Origin of the sequence: Streptomyces sp. NPDC005423, assembly GCF_040606415.1 — a bacterium.
In the GTDB taxonomy this organism is placed as follows: domain Bacteria; phylum Actinomycetota; class Actinomycetes; order Streptomycetales; family Streptomycetaceae; genus Streptomyces.
The window spans coordinates 1-15,118 of record NZ_JBEXET010000015.1 but is presented as its reverse complement, the minus strand read 5'-3'; the positions used below and the strand labels follow the sequence as shown (position 1 = coordinate 15,118).

18 protein-coding genes and 1 pseudogene are annotated in these 15,118 nt (G+C 69.9%); 11 read left to right on the top strand and 8 right to left on the bottom strand.

Annotated elements, in window-relative coordinates; translation table 11 throughout:
- Nucleotides 1-267 precede the first annotated feature (267 nt).
- Both ABZT12_RS17840 and ABZT12_RS17835 read right to left on the bottom strand, forming a co-directional pair.
- Nucleotides 268-786, bottom strand: a pseudogene (locus ABZT12_RS17840) (NmrA family NAD(P)-binding protein); the annotation flags it as partial.
- 83 nt (nucleotides 787-869) lie between these two features.
- On the bottom strand, nucleotides 870-1,430 hold the full coding sequence (locus ABZT12_RS17835) for an NAD(P)H-dependent oxidoreductase (protein ID WP_356384657.1): 561 nt from the start codon (nucleotides 1,428-1,430) through the stop codon (nucleotides 870-872).
- On the opposite strand from ABZT12_RS17835, the gene ABZT12_RS17830 reads away from it, so the two are divergent.
- Together ABZT12_RS17830 and ABZT12_RS17825 are read left to right on the top strand one after the other, a co-directional pair.
- Nucleotides 1,408-1,842 carry a MarR family transcriptional regulator gene (locus ABZT12_RS17830; RefSeq protein ID WP_356384654.1) on the top strand — a complete coding sequence of 145 codons (435 nt, stop codon included), beginning with the start codon at nucleotides 1,408-1,410 and terminating at the stop codon, nucleotides 1,840-1,842. The genes ABZT12_RS17835 and ABZT12_RS17830 overlap by 23 nt on opposite strands.
- An 803-nt stretch (nucleotides 1,843-2,645) precedes the next feature.
- Nucleotides 2,646-3,194, top strand: a complete 549-nt coding sequence (locus tag ABZT12_RS17825; protein ID WP_356384651.1) for a putative immunity protein — start codon at nucleotides 2,646-2,648, stop codon at nucleotides 3,192-3,194.
- Between the two features lie 133 nt (nucleotides 3,195-3,327).
- Here ABZT12_RS17825 and ABZT12_RS17820 read toward each other — a convergent pair whose 3' ends face one another.
- Nucleotides 3,328-3,666 carry a thioredoxin domain-containing protein gene (locus tag ABZT12_RS17820; RefSeq protein ID WP_356384648.1) on the bottom strand — a complete coding sequence of 113 codons (339 nt, stop codon included), beginning with the start codon at nucleotides 3,664-3,666 and terminating at the stop codon, nucleotides 3,328-3,330.
- A gap of 431 nt (nucleotides 3,667-4,097) precedes the next feature.
- Here ABZT12_RS17820 and ABZT12_RS17815 point away from each other — a divergent pair, with 431 nt between their 5' ends.
- Nucleotides 4,098-4,874 (top strand): alpha/beta hydrolase, encoded by a 777-nt coding sequence (locus ABZT12_RS17815; protein WP_356385018.1) that lies wholly within the window; start codon nucleotides 4,098-4,100, stop codon nucleotides 4,872-4,874.
- A gap of 153 nt (nucleotides 4,875-5,027) precedes the next feature.
- Nucleotides 5,028-5,324 carry a hypothetical protein gene (locus ABZT12_RS17810; protein ID WP_356384647.1) on the top strand — a complete coding sequence of 99 codons (297 nt, stop codon included), beginning with the start codon at nucleotides 5,028-5,030 and terminating at the stop codon, nucleotides 5,322-5,324.
- 529 nt (nucleotides 5,325-5,853) lie between these two features.
- On the opposite strand, the gene ABZT12_RS17805 is transcribed toward ABZT12_RS17810, so the two are convergent.
- On the bottom strand, nucleotides 5,854-6,756 hold the full coding sequence (locus ABZT12_RS17805) for an NAD-dependent epimerase/dehydratase family protein (RefSeq protein WP_356384645.1): 903 nt from the start codon (nucleotides 6,754-6,756) through the stop codon (nucleotides 5,854-5,856).
- Nucleotides 6,757-6,784: 28 nt separating this feature from the next.
- Nucleotides 6,785-7,189 carry a Dabb family protein gene (locus tag ABZT12_RS17800; RefSeq protein ID WP_356384643.1) on the bottom strand — a complete coding sequence of 135 codons (405 nt, stop codon included), beginning with the start codon at nucleotides 7,187-7,189 and terminating at the stop codon, nucleotides 6,785-6,787.
- Between the two features lie 122 nt (nucleotides 7,190-7,311).
- Between ABZT12_RS17800 and ABZT12_RS17795 the strand changes: the two genes are divergently transcribed.
- Nucleotides 7,312-7,938, top strand: coding sequence for a TetR/AcrR family transcriptional regulator (locus ABZT12_RS17795; RefSeq protein WP_356384641.1), 627 nt, complete (start codon nucleotides 7,312-7,314; stop codon nucleotides 7,936-7,938).
- A gap of 36 nt (nucleotides 7,939-7,974) precedes the next feature.
- On the top strand, nucleotides 7,975-8,106 hold the full coding sequence (locus ABZT12_RS17790; RefSeq protein WP_356384638.1) for a hypothetical protein: 132 nt from the start codon (nucleotides 7,975-7,977) through the stop codon (nucleotides 8,104-8,106).
- A gap of 170 nt (nucleotides 8,107-8,276) precedes the next feature.
- Here ABZT12_RS17790 and ABZT12_RS17785 read toward each other — a convergent pair whose 3' ends face one another.
- A complete protein-coding gene (locus tag ABZT12_RS17785) occupies nucleotides 8,277-9,242 on the bottom strand; it encodes a pirin family protein (RefSeq protein WP_356384635.1) in 966 nt (321 codons plus the stop codon).
- 107 nt (nucleotides 9,243-9,349) lie between these two features.
- On the opposite strand from ABZT12_RS17785, the gene ABZT12_RS17780 reads away from it, so the two are divergent.
- The 3 genes from ABZT12_RS17780 to ABZT12_RS17770 all read left to right on the top strand — a co-directional run bounded on the left by ABZT12_RS17780 (nucleotide 9,350) and on the right by ABZT12_RS17770 (nucleotide 10,765).
- A complete protein-coding gene (locus ABZT12_RS17780) occupies nucleotides 9,350-9,829 on the top strand; it encodes a MarR family transcriptional regulator (protein ID WP_356384632.1) in 480 nt (159 codons plus the stop codon).
- A 34-nt stretch (nucleotides 9,830-9,863) separates the two neighbouring features.
- Nucleotides 9,864-10,307: a MarR family transcriptional regulator gene (locus ABZT12_RS17775; RefSeq protein WP_356384629.1), complete on the top strand. Its 444-nt coding sequence runs from the start codon at nucleotides 9,864-9,866 to the stop codon at nucleotides 10,305-10,307.
- Between the two features lie 110 nt (nucleotides 10,308-10,417).
- On the top strand, nucleotides 10,418-10,765 hold the full coding sequence (locus tag ABZT12_RS17770) for a tetratricopeptide repeat protein (protein WP_356384626.1): 348 nt from the start codon (nucleotides 10,418-10,420) through the stop codon (nucleotides 10,763-10,765).
- A gap of 92 nt (nucleotides 10,766-10,857) precedes the next feature.
- Here the strand turns inward: ABZT12_RS17770 and ABZT12_RS17765 are convergent, their stop codons facing one another.
- On the bottom strand, nucleotides 10,858-12,264 hold the full coding sequence (locus ABZT12_RS17765) for a PepSY domain-containing protein (protein WP_356384623.1): 1,407 nt from the start codon (nucleotides 12,262-12,264) through the stop codon (nucleotides 10,858-10,860).
- Nucleotides 12,265-12,401: 137 nt separating this feature from the next.
- On the opposite strand from ABZT12_RS17765, the gene ABZT12_RS17760 reads away from it, so the two are divergent.
- Nucleotides 12,402-13,046: a peptide deformylase gene (locus ABZT12_RS17760; RefSeq protein ID WP_356384620.1), complete on the top strand. Its 645-nt coding sequence runs from the start codon at nucleotides 12,402-12,404 to the stop codon at nucleotides 13,044-13,046.
- A gap of 13 nt (nucleotides 13,047-13,059) precedes the next feature.
- Here ABZT12_RS17760 and ABZT12_RS17755 read toward each other — a convergent pair whose 3' ends face one another.
- Entirely contained in the window at nucleotides 13,060-14,490 is a 1,431-nt protein-coding gene (locus ABZT12_RS17755) for an NAD(P)/FAD-dependent oxidoreductase (protein WP_356384617.1), read from the bottom strand.
- 122 nt (nucleotides 14,491-14,612) lie between these two features.
- Between ABZT12_RS17755 and trxA the strand changes: the two genes are divergently transcribed.
- The gene (trxA, locus tag ABZT12_RS17750) at nucleotides 14,613-14,996 is read left to right on the top strand and encodes a thioredoxin (protein ID WP_356384614.1); all 384 of its coding nucleotides are present in this window, start codon (nucleotides 14,613-14,615) and stop codon (nucleotides 14,994-14,996) included.
- The last annotated feature ends 122 nt before the right edge of the window (nucleotides 14,997-15,118 follow it).

Below are 15,118 nucleotides of genomic sequence, written 5' to 3'. Positions count from 1 at the left end.
GGGGAGCGAGCACAACCATCGCGTGACCTTCGAGGGTTATGCCGACTCCCGTAGATCGCGCGGTGGCCGCACGGCCGTAGCCGAGGCCCTGTCCGGTGGCAAGCGATGTTCGACCAGGTCATAGCCCGGATCGCGGGACGGTTGCGGCGCGTTTCGTGACGGTCCGCCAGCGGCACCCGGGCGGCGCGGGTTGTACAGCCACTGCCCGGCCGGCCGGTCCAGCGCCGTCGCGGCACGCGGGGCGCGGAGCTGAGGAGGCGTCGGGGGTCAGGCCGCGGCCCGCAGGTGTTGCCGGGTCCACCCCTCGAAGGTCGTGAGGGGGATGCCGAGGGCCCGGGCGAACTCCGGGCGCGCGGGCTGGCCAATGACGTTCATGCGGTCGTGCGCCGCGCCCATGTGCGGCATCCCGGCGGCGGTCGCCTCCTCCAGGTTCATGTCGGGTGCGGTGAGCTGCGCACCCAGGGCGCGGGAGAGGGTGGCGGCGATGTCCGTCATCGTCAAGTAGTCGCTTGCCAGCTCCAGTTCGACCCCGTTGAACCGCTCCGGCCGGGCGAAGGCCGCGGCCGAGCCGATGTCGTCGACTGCGACCAGGGACAGCCGGGTCCCTGGCTTCACGAGACTCACCAGGCCTCCCTCGACACCGCGGGGGAACAGGAAGGCCATGGACGGCAGGAAGTTGTCCATGAAGAAACGGGGTTTGATGAGCGTGTAGTGGGCGAAGCCCGCGTCCCGTACCCGGTCCTGGATCCCCGCCTTGGTGGCGTAGTAGGGCTCCGTCGACGCCCAGCGGCCTTTATGCCTTCAGCGCCTTCCATGCAGCGTCCGTCAGCCCGCCACGTCCTGTCACGTGATGGGCCACGAACCGGGCCTCATGCAGCCGTGGTCGTCTGCGTCTTGGCCTGGCGCACCCCGCGCAGCGCGGCGGACCAGGCGATCACCTGATCGAGCATGCCGCCCACGGCGGTGTCGAGGCCCTCCTGGGGGACGAAGGTGCCGGTGTGGAACGAGGGGTGTGTCGAGATGGTGGGCTGGGCGCGGACCGTGGCTACCTGGAGTTCGGCGAGGACGAGCCGCAGCGCCTCGGCGGCCCGGGCCCCGGCGACCCAGCCGCCGTAACTGATGATTCCGGCGGCCTTGTCGTTCCACTCCCGGTAGACGTAGTCCAGGGCGTTCTTCAGGGCTCCGGGGTAGGAGTGGTTGTACTCGGGGACGAGGAACACGTAGCCATCGAAGCTGTCGATGAGTGCGCCCCAGTCGCGGGTGTGGTCGTGCTGGTACTGCTGGAGGTTCGGGTTGCCGGGCTCGTCGAGGTTGCCGAGCTTGTGGTCGGCGAGGTCGATGAGTTCATAGTCGGCTCCACCGTGAGCACGGGCGGCCTCCGAGGAATGGGAGTTCTGGGATGCCTGGATGCGGGCGCAGCGCCTGCTCACCAGGGAACTGGAGCGTGCTCTGCAGCGTGACTGCGACATCTCAAAGGCCGAGTTCAGCGTGCTGGTGACACTGTGGCAGGCCGCCGGCCGCGAGATGCGTGTCGGCGAGCTCTCCGAGGCGCTCGACTGGGACAAGAGCCGTGTCTCCCATCAGCTGACGCGCATGGAGAAACGCGGTTTCGTCAGACGCACCCAGCAGGGGGCCGATGGTCGCCGCGCGGGGATCGGGCTGACCACCGAGGGGCGCCGGGCCGCCCAGAGTGCCGTCCTCGTGCACGGCGGCAACATCCGGCGTCACTTCCTCGACTCACTGACCCCCGAGCAGGCATCAGTCATCCGGGCATGGAGCGAGCAAGCAGTCGATCGTCTGGAGCCACACCGCAGCGAGGCTGCCGGCGACGGCGCGTCCTAGACCACGTCCCGCACCGCCCTCATAGACGCCACCGATACGGCCCTTGGCATTGCCAGACAGGCATGGGGCCGCCCTGAACGCAGCGCAGCGGGTGCGGGGCCGGCTGCGGCAGGTGTCTTCCTTCGCGTTGCGCCGGTACTCGGCACAGTGGCGCCCCTGCCATGCATACGGCACTGCGTACGGCACTGCGTCTGCGGCCGTCTGGGCCGCCGCCCGGGGCTCAGCGAGCGCGTGCGGGGTGTCCTGCTCGTCCAAGAGCCGCAGTGGGGTCAATCGCAAACGCATCGACGTCCATCTCCCGCCCGCGCCGGTTCGCCAGCCGCCCCGCTGGGTGAAGACGCTGGTCAGCGTCCTCACCCGGCAGGCTCCGAAGCCGGATCCGCTGTCGCACAGCGCGCCACCGGGGAGCGCCCGTTCGGCTTGTTGATCCACCCGAACTGCGCTCGATCAGGATCTCCGCGACAGACCAGTTGGGTCGCTGCGGTCACGGGCTCCGCGAACATCGTGGCCGCAGTGACCTGCCGCGACAGCGCGGAACTCTTCAGCTACGTCACCGAGCAGCTGGGCAGTCTGCCCTGGGGTGATCCACGTCGAGGTGGTGCCGCTGCTCAGCAGGCTCAAGCAGGCCGCCACCCGAGCGGCCGGCGGCCGCCTCATCCAGGTCCTGTCTGATGATTGATCTTGTGGTGCCTCGTGGTGAGTCGACGTATGCAGCGTGCTGCTCGGGGAGCCGGTCGGCATGGGGCCGGCCCAAATCCGCCTCAGCCCCCGGGCTGTCCAGCGCGATGGTCGAGGATGGGCTCATGACAGGGGAACTGAGCGAGGTCGCTCTGAGTAAGCAAGATCTTCGCGAGGTCACCGCGTTCGCCGCAGCGTGCGCGGAAGTGGTGCTCGAGGTATTCGAGGGCGGTCAGCCGGACGACTCGCGGCCTCGCGACGCTGTCGACGCCGCGTGGGCATTCGCTCGAGGTGGTGAGCGAGGGAAGGCTCTACGCGACAGAGCGTGGGCGGCACTCAAGGCAGCCAACGGCGCGGACAGTGCGGCTGCGCGTGAGGCCGCTCGGGCAGCGATGTCAGCGGCAGGCGCCGCCTACCTGCATCCGCTGGCCAAGGCCGCCCAGGTCAAGCACATTCTCGGAGCCGGCGCCCACGCGGCCAGAGCGGCCGAACTCGTCGCCGATGACGACGGGAACGTTGCTGCCGAACACCTTGAGCGGACGCTGCATCGTGCGACTCCGATCGTCGTTGACGTGCTCAAACGGTTTCCGACGGCGCCGAGTGGAGGCGGACGGGTTGGTGAGCTGATCCGCATGCTGGACGCTGACCTACGCTCACTCACCCTTACTGAGTGACTTTGAGCGTTCAGACGGCGCGGCCCCACCTCTGTCAGCGGTTGCCTTCGAGGATCGCCGTACGAGACACCGTATTCCGGAATCCTGCCCGACGTGCTCCGGTGAACCCATGGGTCACAGATGACCCGGCCGCTCAGAGGTGGCCGTCCAGGAACTTCGGTGCGTCGGCGATGGTCATGGACCCAGTGCCGTGCGCCACCGCCTCTCCCTCCTTCAGCAGGACATAGGACGGGGCTCCGGTGATCCCGTATCGCTCGGTCGCGGCCGGACAACGCGTGATGTCGGCGCGGACGACCGTCAGGCGGCCCGCGTAGTCGTCGGCGATGCCACCCACGACGAGGTCCATCACCCGGCAGGGTTCGACTGCCTTGGGCCACGCCCCGGTGAAGTATGCGAGGACCGGAACTCCGCTCATCCCGATGATGAAATTGAACTCCGCGTCCTCACGGGGCCGGTGCACCCGCTTCGCCATGGAACCTCCTGACTTCACGTTCCGTCATTCCCTCACCATCATCCCTCGCGCGGTGCGCCAGGCCGACCCGGTCGGTCGTCCGGTTGACCTGCGGAAGGGAGGCACGGGGCCGTCGCAGCACCACGGTGGTCACCGGCGCGAGCAGCCCGGCCCCCTGACCCTGGTGGGCCTGGTCGCGGGCACCGAGCGCGACGCGGAAGTCGCCGGGAACCTCCCCCGGAACGTCGGGGTGAAGCACGCCGACCATTGGGCGAGTGGACTGCCCGTATCGGACTGGTCCCCGTGGTCGTTCCGGTGGCCGGTCCCGGGAGTCATCTGACGGATTCAGTAAGCACGGACGGCAGCCAAGACCGAATTGGTAAGCACCGCGAGTTTCCGTCCGCACTCCTCAGGAGCAGACCGCGTCGGCGTCGTACGTACCTGTCGTCTTCATCCATGGGCTGTGGCTGCACGCCTCATCGTGGCAGCCATGGCAGGACCTGTTCTCCGAGCACGACTTCGATCCTGTCGCGCCGGGCTGGCCCGGCGAGGCCGCGACCGTGGCCGCGGCCAGAGCCCGGCCCGAGACGGTGGCCGGCATCGGTATCGACGACGTCACGGCACACTACGCCGGTGTCGTACGCGGCCTGGACCAACAACCGTTGCTGATCGGTCACTCCTCCGGCGGGCTGATCGCGCAGAAGTTGCTCGGCCAGGGATTCGGCCGCGCCGCGGTCGCCATAGATCCGGCCCAGATCAAGGGGGTCAAAGCACTTCCGTTCGCTCAGTTGCGAGCCGGCTTCCCGGTGCTGGGGAATCCTGCCAACCGGAACAGAGCGGTTTCGCTGACTGCCGAGCAGTTCAGATACGGCTTCGGGAACGCGTTGCCGCAGGCCGAATCCGACGCGTTGTTCGACCGGTACACGATTCCGTCGCCTGGCCGACCGCTCTTCGAGGCAGCCTTCGCCAACTTCAGTCGGCGGTCACCCGCGCAGGTGGCGACGGACCGCTCCGATCGCGGTCCGCTGCTGCTGATCTCTGGGCAGGCCGATCACACCGTCCCGGACGTGGTGACCCGTTCCGCCCACCGCCTGTACCGCGGCTCGTCCGCCGTCACCGAGCTCAAGCAGTTCCCGGACCGTGGTCATTCCCTGACCATTGACCAGGGCTGGCGAGAAGTTGCCGAGTACGTCCTTGACTGGTCGAAGCGGCACGGTGTCCAGGCCTGAATGTCGCCCTGCGGGGCGTGCCCTCCTTCGGCACGTCCCGAGGACCCGCATCGCCTCCGGTTCGCGATGTCTTCGCCCGGTAGGGGTTCCGGAGCAGTGAGGTCGGCGGCAGAGTAAATGGCCGTCGCCGTGTGATCGGCGGCCGAAAATCACATGACAACGTCTGACGAACTCGCCGCCTGGGCCGGCACCGGGAACGCCACAAGGGCAGACTCGGCAGGCGTGTCGGGCTGGCAGATCCCCGAGGATCAGAAGGCACTACTGATTGATCGAGTACATATCGTTCTGGAATGGTCGTTCGGCGTCGAACCCGGGACACGCACGGTCCACTACATCCTTCCGCAAGACGAGGCACGGTTCGCCAACTCCTCCATCGACCTGTGGCTGCGGACCCTGCACCACTACGGCCTGCACGTCAGCGAGTCCGACGATCCTCAGCGGCCCGGATAACCGCGAGGACGAAGCCCTGGCCGAGCTCAGCATGCTCGCTGACGAACTCCAGAAGATCGATCCACCTGCCTTCGACGGCTGCAACGGGTTCATCTGGGCCGAGTTCCTCGACCGCTGGCTCTGGTAGTCGCCCGCGGCCGCCACGATCCCCCAGCGATCACTCACGTGTTCGGCGCGTCGAGCGGCTCGCGAATACGCGACACCGCAACATGCGAACCCACCCGTTTCGACCCCCGCCTCCCGACCGCGGAAACGGGCCGTGCGCGGCGGGCCGAAACATCTTCTGGTGTTCGTCGACCGCTTGCTCGGCCGCCGCGAGCACATGAGCGACACCGTCCAAGCCGTCGCCGGCCTGCTGTCGCACCAACAAACCGCAGACCTCCACTCCACACGACAGACGTGAGCACAGACCCCACCGAGGTCCTCGACGCCTCACCGCTTGTCGTACACGAGCTTGCCAGTGCCGTGTCCACGAACGTTCACGGTGTCGGCGGCCACGCCGTCGGCCTGCAGGTGTGGCGGTGGGAGTTCAGTTGACCTCGTTGCGGACGGCGGTGTCGAGGTCGGTGGCGGTCAGGCGGAAGGTGTCGGCGGTCTCCGTCGCGTCCATGTGGAACGGCGCGTACCACTGGTAGTCCATCTCGGCCATCTCGCGGGCGATCGGCACGATCAGCCCGGCCGTACGCGTCACGGAGCGCGGTATCTGGATAAGTTTGACCGGTGGCCGGCCAGCCGCGACGGCGTAGCGCCGCGCCAGCTCGCGAATGGTGACGGCCGGCGGAGACGGCACGTGCCAGGGTCGGCCCCACGCGCGTTCTTCCGAGGCCAGCGTGATGAGGGCCTGTGCCATGTCGCCGTTGAAGGTGAAGGTGTGCGGCATGTCCAGGTGGCCGGTGATCCAGGCCGCTTTCCCCTTCTGCAGGGCCGACTTGATGAGCAGGGAGTAGATGCCGTTGGCGTCCTTGCCGATGTAGTCGGAGCCGCGGACCTCGACGGTGCGGATCCCCCCGGCGAGGGCCCGTTCCCACATGCGTCTGCGCAGGCGGCCCTTGTGCCCGGTGGCGGCCATGGGGGTGTGTTCGTTCATCCGGCCACCGGGCTGCGGACCGTAGGCGTAAAGGCTGCCGGTCAGCGCGAGGACGGCGTCGTTCGCCTTGGCGGCGGTGATGGCCGCTGCCTGCAGGGGCGGCAACAGGCGCTCCCACCCCGTGTATGAGGGTGGATTGGCGCAGTGGTAGATCACTTCCGCGCCGCGGGACAGCTCGGTCAGGCGGGACGGGTCGGACGCGTCCGCGGTGACCCGGTCGATCAGCCGGTGCTCGGGGCCGGAGCCGCTGCGGGTGACGATCCGGACGCTCTCGCCGCGCTCGGCGAGCAGACGAGCGACGTTGGTACCGATGGAACCGGCACCGATGATGACGTGCTTGGCCATGACGGTTTCTCCTTCTCCGGGATCTCGGTCAGTCGTCCACGCCGGAGCCGGTATAGGTGGGCACGTCGGCGAGCATGCCGGCGATCTGCGGGTTGAGCTCGTTGCGGCGCCGGTGCAGTTCCTGGATCTTGGCGTTCAGGTCAGTGTCGTCGTCGTCACTGACGTCGAAGATCTCCAGCCGTTCGACCAGGTGCAGCCCGAGGTGGTCGGTCTGGTAGGTGGTCGGGTGCGTCAGGTAGGCGAACAGCCCGTCAAGATCCTCGACGACGAACACCGCGCTGTACGTGTAGTCGCCGCCGTGGTCGCGGCCGACGACGAAGGACTTGATGGCGGGGTTCGACCGGCCCTGATTGCGCCAGCTCCCCAGCGCCGCCTCGATCTGCTCGGGCGTCGCAGTGGCCTTCATCGTGACCCTGTTGATGCGGTAAATCATGACTTACTACTCGTTCCTAACGTCGTTAGAATTCCTAACGGCGTTAACTATGACGCGCGTCGGCGGCGCGGTCAAGGCGGTGACTAGTGTTCGAGGACACCATCGAAGCGAAGTGACGGACCATGTCGACCAGCACGAGACGGGCCCGCGAACGGGCGAACACCCGGGAGCGGATCATCGAGGCCGCGCTGCACGTTCTCGAGACCGAGGGCGTCGCGGCTCTGACGATCCGGCGCATCGCCACCGACGTCGAATATTCCGCGCCCGTCGTCTACCAGCACTTCGCCAACAAGGACGCGCTCGTTCTGGAGCTGGTCGCGTACGGTCACCGCCTGATGCTGACCGAGTTCCGCCGAGCCGCGCAGGAGTCCGATACGGACCAGCGCATGATGCGCATCGCGTCGCAGTACGTCCGGTTCGCCGGCGAGCACCCCCACCTCTTCCAGGTCATGAACGACCCGGTGGTCGACGCGGACGAACGCCGGCGCCTCGCGGAACCGGTCGTCGACGTCCTCAAGGAGTTGCTCACCACCTGGTCGGCTGCACACGACGTGGTCCTGGCCGATTTCGACCAGGCTTGCGAGATCCTCTGGGGCACGCTGTACGGCATCGCGTCGCTCGGTTACCTCGGCAACGTAGGCAGCGATCGCGCCCGCCGCCTCGCCGAACTGGCGCTCCGCGCGATCCTTCTCGGCTGGCAGGCCGAGGCGCTGGCGAACGGTCGACCGGCGAGCAGCCAGGTGCTCTGACCACTGTGGTTCGCCGGGGTCAGAGGGAGGACCGGAGTGTTCGTCGAGATCCTCTTCGTGGGGCTGCCGATCGATCGTGACGACGTCGAGGGGGCTCTGGAGACGGCGTCCGAGCTCGACGGCGAGGTCACCGGCGCGGGCAGCGGCATGGGGTCGTTGCCATCGTGACCTTGAAATCGCGGAGAGCCGGACACGACCGCGGCCCTCGAGCGGCTCCGGGCGGTGCTGTCCGAGCTGGGGGTCGCGGACTGCGCGACATTGAACGTCAACGAATGATCCACGGAGACGATCGTCCGCGCACCCCCGTGCCAGCCAACCCGTTGGCGCATCTCAGCAGGTCAGAGCACCCTCCCTCGCGGCTTCAATGCCACCGGAGGCAGTTCAGGAGCAGGCAGCGGCGCCCCGTCGTACCCCTTCACCTCACCGAACCGCGTGCCCGTCATCCAGTCCGCACGAGCCTGCGTGATCTCCTCCTGGGACCGTCCGATCCAGTTCCAGAACATGATCAGCTCCTCCTCGAACGGCTCGCCGCCCAGGAGCATCAGGCCCGCGTCCGACTCGGCGCGCAGCGGGAGTTCGGTGCGGCCGCAGCCGAGGTAGAGCATCGAGCCGGGCAGGACCGGTACGCCGTCGACGTGGGCCTCGCCGGACATGGCGAGGACGGCGTACTCGAAGTCGGGTCGCAGCGGCAGGCGTACGTCCGCGCCATGGGCGAGGGCCAGGTCCGCGCCGACGATCGGGGTGTACGTCGTGCCGGGCGAGGCGGCGCCGTCGATCTCGCCGAGGACGACCGTGGCCCGCAGGCCGGGTGCCGTGACGACGGGCAGGTCGCCGTGGTGCTCGAAGTGCGGGTCGGTGTGACGGTGACTGTCGGGCAGCGCGACCCAGAGCTGCGCGCCGTGCAGGAGACGCGCGTGCGCGGCGGGGCTCTCCTCGGAGTGGCTGATCGCCCGGCCGGAGGTCATGAGGCCCAACTCGCGCGGGCGGATGGTCTGGAGACTGCCCGTCGAGTCGCGGTGCAGTACCTCGCCCTCGTGCAGCCAGCTCACCGTCTGAAGGCCCATGTGCGGATGCGGCGGCACCTGCATGCCGGGCTCGTCGGCGATGTCGTCCGGGCCGTAGTGATCGACGAAGCACCAGGCGCCCACCATGCGCCGGCCCAGGTTGGGCAGCAGCCGGCGGACTTCGGTGGACTCGCCGAGCTTGACCCGGCGCGGGCTGAGGAGTTCACGCACCGGCTCCGCCACCACGAACCCGCGGCCTCCGCAGAGTGCCGGAACCGCTTCGCGATCAAGATTGCTCATGGCCCCCAACCTAACCGCGCCGCTCCGTTCCGTCAGGTCCGTCCCACCGTCCGTCAGTCGCCCACCGGATAGTAGCCATGGACATAGTAGCCATGTACTGTATTGCCATGAGTACGACATCCGAGGGTGCGACGCCCGGTTTCCTGGTCTGGCGACTGTCGACGAAGTGGCGGGTCGCGGTGGACCGCGCGGTGGCGCCTCTCGGGCTGACCCACGCGCAGTACTCCCTGGTGGCCTCGTTGTACGGCATGCAGCGCGCCGGGGAGCGGCCCAGCCAGCGACGCCTCGCGGACCACACCGGACTCGAACCGCTCTACGTGTCGAAGCTCGCCCGCACCCTGGAAGCCGCCGGGCTCGTCGAGCGTGCCAAGGACCCGCGGGACCCTCGCGCGGTTCAACTCGCGCTCACCGAACAGGGCCGTGCCGTCACCCTGCGGGCGATCAAGGTGGTGCACGCCCTCCTCCAGCAGTTGCTGGCGCCGCTCGGCGGTCTCGACAGCGCGCGCGCCCGGGAGTTCGGCCGGGACCTGGCGGCCCTGCTCGACGCACCCCTCGACGCGGTACTCGATCCGCTGCCCGACCCCTGAGCCGTTCCCTGTCCGAGCACGCGAAGGAGCAGTCATGACTACGTCAGCACCCCAGGCCGACGGCCGTGTCATCGGCCTCGCCCACTACGCCGGCCGCGCGGTCCTCGAAAGCGTGCTGACCCGGCACGGCCTCGTGTTCGAGCAGCAGATCACCCTGCGGCTCGTCGCCGTCGCCGGAGGACCCGTCGAGCGTGAACGGCTCGCCGGGGAGGTCGCGGCGGCCCTGAGGGCCGATGAGACCGGCGTGCGGGAGGTTCTCGACGGGCTGGTGACGGCGAGGCTGATCGCCGTGGACTCGTCCGGCGTACGGATCACGGACGCCGGTCGTGAGCTGTACGAACGCGTCGCCGCCGAGACGGGCGTGATCTCCGCGCGGATCTACGCCGACATCCCGGCCGAGGACCTGGTGACCGCCGGCCGGGTGCTGACGCTCGTCACCGAGCGGGCCGACGCCGAGCTGGCCGCCGTAGCGGAGTAGTGGAACAGCATGTAGCGGGACAGTGAGTGGTGGGACAGCAGGTGACCGGACAGCAGGTAGTGGAATATTCAACTACCTGGTGCGGTTGACGGCCTCGAAGGAGGTCAACAGTGGACACGACGTACTACGACCACGGAACGGCCGCGGAGCGCTGGGAGCGGGCTCGACTGTTCTTCGACGCCAAGGACTTCGCCGCCGCGGCGCGGGTGCTGGGCGGACTCGTCGAGGAGGTGCCGGAACAGACCGGACCGCGGCTGCTGTTGGCGCGCTCCTACTACCACTCGGCCCAACTGCGGCGCGCGGAGGCCGAGTTGCGCGTCCTCGTCGAGCGTGACCCGGTGGAGGGGTATGCCCGGCTGATGCTGGGCCGCACGCTGGAGCGGCAGGGCAGGCACGAGGAGGCGGCTCCCCATCTGCGGATCGCCTCGGCTCTGGCGGGTGACTTCGAGCGCGTCTGAGGCACGACGGCTCTGGGCACCCACCAGTCTCGGTGCGACACCCGGAGGCGGCGCCGGGGCCCGGTTCCGGGAGGGACCGGGCCCCGGCCTCGCTATTTCTCCTGCGCCGTCCTGGCGTACGTGCGCCTGCCGCGGCGGTGGGCGAGCTCGCCCAGGACGACGTCCACCGCGATGAACGCGGCGAGGGGCAGGCCGAGCAGCGGGACGAAGTAGCCGACGACGGCGGTCAGCGCCAGCAGCGGGACGAAGAGCAGCGGGGACACGTGCTGCCAGGCGCCGCGCGGGATCGGGCGGCCGAAGGCGGAGCCCCGGCCGCGCTGCCACCACATGCGGTAGCCCCACAGGATCAGCAGGATCAGGGCGAGCGCGAGCAGCATGAGGGCTAGCTGGTTGACCACTCCGAAGAGGACGCCGGTGTGCAGGTCGATGCCCCAGCGGGTCAGCTTGGCGAGCAACGGGTAGTCCTGGAAGCGCACTTGGTCGGTCACCTTCCCGGTGGCGGGGTCGACGGCGACCGCGTCCTGCTTCTCCGGCCAGCTGCGCCCTACCTGCTGGACGACGTAGGCGGACTCCGCGTCGGCGGGCGGGGCGATCTCGACGGGGTCGCTCAGCCCCTCGGCGCGGGCGGCGGCCAGGACCGTGTCCAGGCCGACGCCGCCGGCTGCGGTGCCGGTCGGGGCCGAGCCGCCGTGGCCCGCGTGGTCGCCGGCCGCCGCCGCCGACACGGACGGTGTGGACTGGCCCAGCGAGGTGCGCAGTTGGTCGATGTGGGCGCCGGCATACGTCGACCAGGTCAGCCCGGTAGCCGAGAGGAAGACGAACCCGGCGGCGGCCCAGACGCCGGCGGTGCCGTGCAGGCCCAGGGTGCGGCGGCGCCCGCCGGTGCCGCGCACTCTGCGCAGGGCGCGGCGGCGGGAGAACCACAGCACCAGACCGCCGCCCGCGATCACCCACAGCCAGCTCGCCGCGAACTCGCTGTAGAGGCGGCCGGTCTCGCCCAGGCGCAGATCGCGGTGGAACTCGTCGATCCAGGTGCGCAGCGGCAGGGCGCCGGTCGAGCCGTACTGTTCGAGGGCGCCGCGCACCTTCCCGGTGTACGGGTCGACGAAGACGGCGAGCGTGTGGCCGGCGTCGACGCCCTTGACGCCGGAGAGCATGACCCGGGTGGTGGCGCCCGCTTCCGGGGAGGGGCGGACGGCCGACACCGTGCCCTCGGGGTGTGCCTTGCGGGCGGCGGCGACCTGTGCGGAGACGGGCAGTTCACGGTCGCCGGCGGGGACGGTCAACTCGTGGGCGTAGACGATCCGTTCGGCCTGGAAGGCGCCGGCGTACAGGAAGCCGGTGGTGGCGGCGGCGAGGAGGAACGGGGCGACGAGCACTCCGGCGTAGAAGTGCAGCCGCAGGACGAGGGGGCGGAGCGCGGCCCAGGGGTTCGGGGTGGGGGCCGGGGCGGGTTCTTGCGGGGCCTCGTCCTTGGTGGGCGAGGGAGCGGTGGACATCGGGGCTCTCCGGGGGCAGGGGACGGTGCGTGGCCGTGGTGCTCCAGTGGTCGGGGCCGAGCGGGGTCCAGTTCCCGGGGGCTCGCGTGGCGTGCGTCACGTGCGGGCGGAGCGGGTGGCCGTGGCATGCTGGCGCGATGTCATCTCCGAGTGATCGCACTCCCCTTGCCGAGCGCGTCGAGGAACTCCTCGCCGTCGGCGGCCCGTTGCCCATCGTCGCGGCCGGTGACCCGGTACTGCGGCGCGGAACCGAGCCGTTCGAGGGCCAGTTGGAGCCCGCGCTGCTCGCCCGGTTCGTCGAGGCGCTGCGGGAGACGATGCACGCCGCTCCGGGGGTGGGGGTCGCCGCTCCGCAGGTCGGGGTGGGGCTGCGGATCGCGGTGATCGAGGATCCGGCGCCGGTGCCGGAGGAGGTACGGGTGGCGCGCGGACGGGTGCCGCAGCCGTTCCGGGTGCTGGTCAACCCGTCGTACGAGCCCGTCGGTGCGGGCCGGGCCGCCTTCTTCGAGGGCTGTCTCAGCGTGCCGGGCTGGCAGGCCGTGGTGGCGCGGTTCGCCGAGGTCCGGCTGACCGGGCAGGACGAGCACGGCCGGCCGGTGGACGAGGTGTTCTCGGGGTGGCCCGCCCGCATCGTGCAGCACGAGACGGACCACCTCGACGGCCTGCTCTACCTGGACCGCGCCGAGTTGCGCTCGCTCTCCTCGAACGAGGCGATGGCGGAGCGCTGGACGCAGCCGACGCCGGTCCTGGCGTCGGCCGCGCTCGGCTTCGAACTGCCTTAGGCGGCAGGGGTGTTCAGCCCCGGTAGGCCTCCAGCAGGCGCAGCCACACCTCGCTGATCGTGGGGTAGGAGGGGACCGCGTGCCAGAGGCGGTCGATGGGGACCTGGCCGGCCACGGCGATGGTCGCCGAGTGGATCAGTTCGCCGACTCCGGGGCCGACGAAGGTGACGCCGCGCAGGGTCTCGTCGTCCAGGTCGACGATCATGCGGGCGCGGCCCTGGTAGCCGTCGGCGTACAGTCCGGCGCCGGCGACCGAGGACAACTCGACGTCCACGGCGCGGACATGGTGCCCGGCCGCTTCCGCCTCGGCGAGCGAGAGGCCCACGGACGCCGCCTCGGGGTCGGTGAACACGACCTGGGGCACGGCGGCGTGGTCGGCCGTGGCGGCGTGCGCGCCCCACGGATCGGTCTCCAGCAGCGGCACACCGGCGGCGCGGGCGGCGATCGCGGCGCCCGCGATCCGCGCCTGGTACTTGCCCTGATGGGTGAGGAGGGCGCGGTGGTTGACGTCGCCGACCGCGTACAGCCAGTCGCTGTCGGGCGCCCGCAGGCTGTCGTCGACCGAGATCCAGGAGCCGGGCTTCAGGCCTACCGTGTCGAGTCCGATGTCGTCGGTCTGCGGGGCGCGTCCGGTGGCGAAGAGGATCTCGTCGGCCTCGATCCGGTCGCCGCCCTCGGTGACGGCCACGACGGTGCCGTTCTCGCGCGTGACCGACGCGACGGACGTACCGGTGCGCAGATCGACGCCGGCCTCGGTGAGCGCGCCGGCGACCAGTTCACCGGCGAAGGGCTCCATGCGGGGCAGCAGTCCCTTGCCCCGTACCAGGAGCGTGACCCGGGAGCCGAGGGCCTGCCAGGCGGTGGCCATCTCCACGGCGACGACCCCGCCGCCGACCACGATCAGCCGGCCGGGCGCCGCCTTGGCGCTGGTCGCCTCGCGGCTGGTCCAGGGCCGTACATCGGCGAGGCCCGGCAGGTCGGGCAGGACGGCCCTGGTGCCAGTGCACACGGCGACGGCGTGCCGGGCGGTGAGCACCCGCTGTCCGCCGTCGGGGCCGGTCACCGTGACCGTGCGGGGTCCGGCGAGGCGGCCGTGGCCGCGGTAGAGATCGGCGCCGATGCCGTCGAGCCACTGGATCTGGCCGTCGTCCTTCCAGCCCGAGGTCTCGTAGTCGCGGTGGGCGAGCACCGCGGCGGTGTCGAGGTGGCCCTGCACCAGGTGGGCCAGGCCCGGTACGCGGCGGGCGTCGGCGCGGGCGATGACCGGGCGCAGGAGGGCCTTGCTGGGCATGCACGCCCAGTAGGAGCACTCTCCGCCGACCAGCTCGTTCTCCACGATCGCGGTGGAGAGACCGGCCGCACGGGTGCGGTCGGCGACGTTCTCCCCCACGGGCCCGGCCCCGAGCACCACGACGTCGTACGCGATGGATTCCGTTTCCGTCATGGGAACAGTGTGGTGGGTGGTGTGCGGGGAGGCCACACGGGTATGCGCGCGGAATACGTGACCGGACGACCGTGTTGTGCGGGACGGCTCACCCCCGCACCCGAGGAAGAGGGAATCACGCCATGAGCAGCACCGTGGAGCTCACCAAGGAGAACTTCGACCAGACGGTCACGGACAACGACTTCGTCCTGATCGACTTCTGGGCGTCGTGGTGCGGGCCGTGCCGTCAGTTCGCCCCGGTCTACGAGAAGGCCGCCGACGAGAACCCCGATCTCGTCTTCGGCAAGATCGACACCGAGGCGCAGCCCGAGCTGGCCGCGGCCTTCGGTATCCAGTCGATCCCCACGCTGATGATCGTCCGCGACCGGGTCGCGGTCTTCGCCCAGCCGGGCGCGCTGCCCGAGGCCGCCCTCACGGACGTGATCGGGCAGGCCCGCAACCTGGACATGGACGAGGTCCACAAGTCGGTCGCCGAGCAGCAGGCGGCGGGGCAGGACGGCCAGTAACCCGCCCCAGTCCCTTGCGTACGCGCTGATACGCGCAGTGGCTCTCGGCGCTGGTCTTCCTGGTCGTGCTCTTCGTCGCCAACCTGATCTCGGTCAAGCTCTTCGGCGAGATCGAGTTCTGG

Excerpts from the sequence above, each read along its gene's own strand:
- ABZT12_RS17830 (WP_356384654.1), top strand. The coding sequence starts at position 1,408 with ATGCGGGCGCAGCGCCTGCTCACCAGGGAACTGGAGCGTGCTCTGCAG.
- ABZT12_RS17825 (WP_356384651.1), top strand. The coding sequence starts at position 2,646 with ATGACAGGGGAACTGAGCGAGGTCGCTCTGAGTAAGCAAGATCTTCGC.
- ABZT12_RS17820 (WP_356384648.1), bottom strand. The coding sequence starts at position 3,666 with ATGGCGAAGCGGGTGCACCGGCCCCGTGAGGACGCGGAGTTCAATTTC.
- ABZT12_RS17810 (WP_356384647.1), top strand. The coding sequence starts at position 5,028 with ATGACAACGTCTGACGAACTCGCCGCCTGGGCCGGCACCGGGAACGCC.
- ABZT12_RS17805 (WP_356384645.1), bottom strand. The coding sequence starts at position 6,756 with ATGGCCAAGCACGTCATCATCGGTGCCGGTTCCATCGGTACCAACGTC.
- ABZT12_RS17800 (WP_356384643.1), bottom strand. The coding sequence starts at position 7,189 with ATGATTTACCGCATCAACAGGGTCACGATGAAGGCCACTGCGACGCCC.
- ABZT12_RS17795 (WP_356384641.1), top strand. The coding sequence starts at position 7,312 with ATGTCGACCAGCACGAGACGGGCCCGCGAACGGGCGAACACCCGGGAG.
- ABZT12_RS17785 (WP_356384635.1), bottom strand. The coding sequence starts at position 9,242 with ATGAGCAATCTTGATCGCGAAGCGGTTCCGGCACTCTGCGGAGGCCGC.
- ABZT12_RS17780 (WP_356384632.1), top strand. The coding sequence starts at position 9,350 with ATGAGTACGACATCCGAGGGTGCGACGCCCGGTTTCCTGGTCTGGCGA.
- ABZT12_RS17775 (WP_356384629.1), top strand. The coding sequence starts at position 9,864 with ATGACTACGTCAGCACCCCAGGCCGACGGCCGTGTCATCGGCCTCGCC.
- ABZT12_RS17765 (WP_356384623.1), bottom strand. The coding sequence starts at position 12,264 with ATGTCCACCGCTCCCTCGCCCACCAAGGACGAGGCCCCGCAAGAACCC.
- ABZT12_RS17760 (WP_356384620.1), top strand. The coding sequence starts at position 12,402 with ATGTCATCTCCGAGTGATCGCACTCCCCTTGCCGAGCGCGTCGAGGAA.
- ABZT12_RS17755 (WP_356384617.1), bottom strand. The coding sequence starts at position 14,490 with ATGACGGAAACGGAATCCATCGCGTACGACGTCGTGGTGCTCGGGGCC.
- trxA (WP_356384614.1), top strand. The coding sequence starts at position 14,613 with ATGAGCAGCACCGTGGAGCTCACCAAGGAGAACTTCGACCAGACGGTC.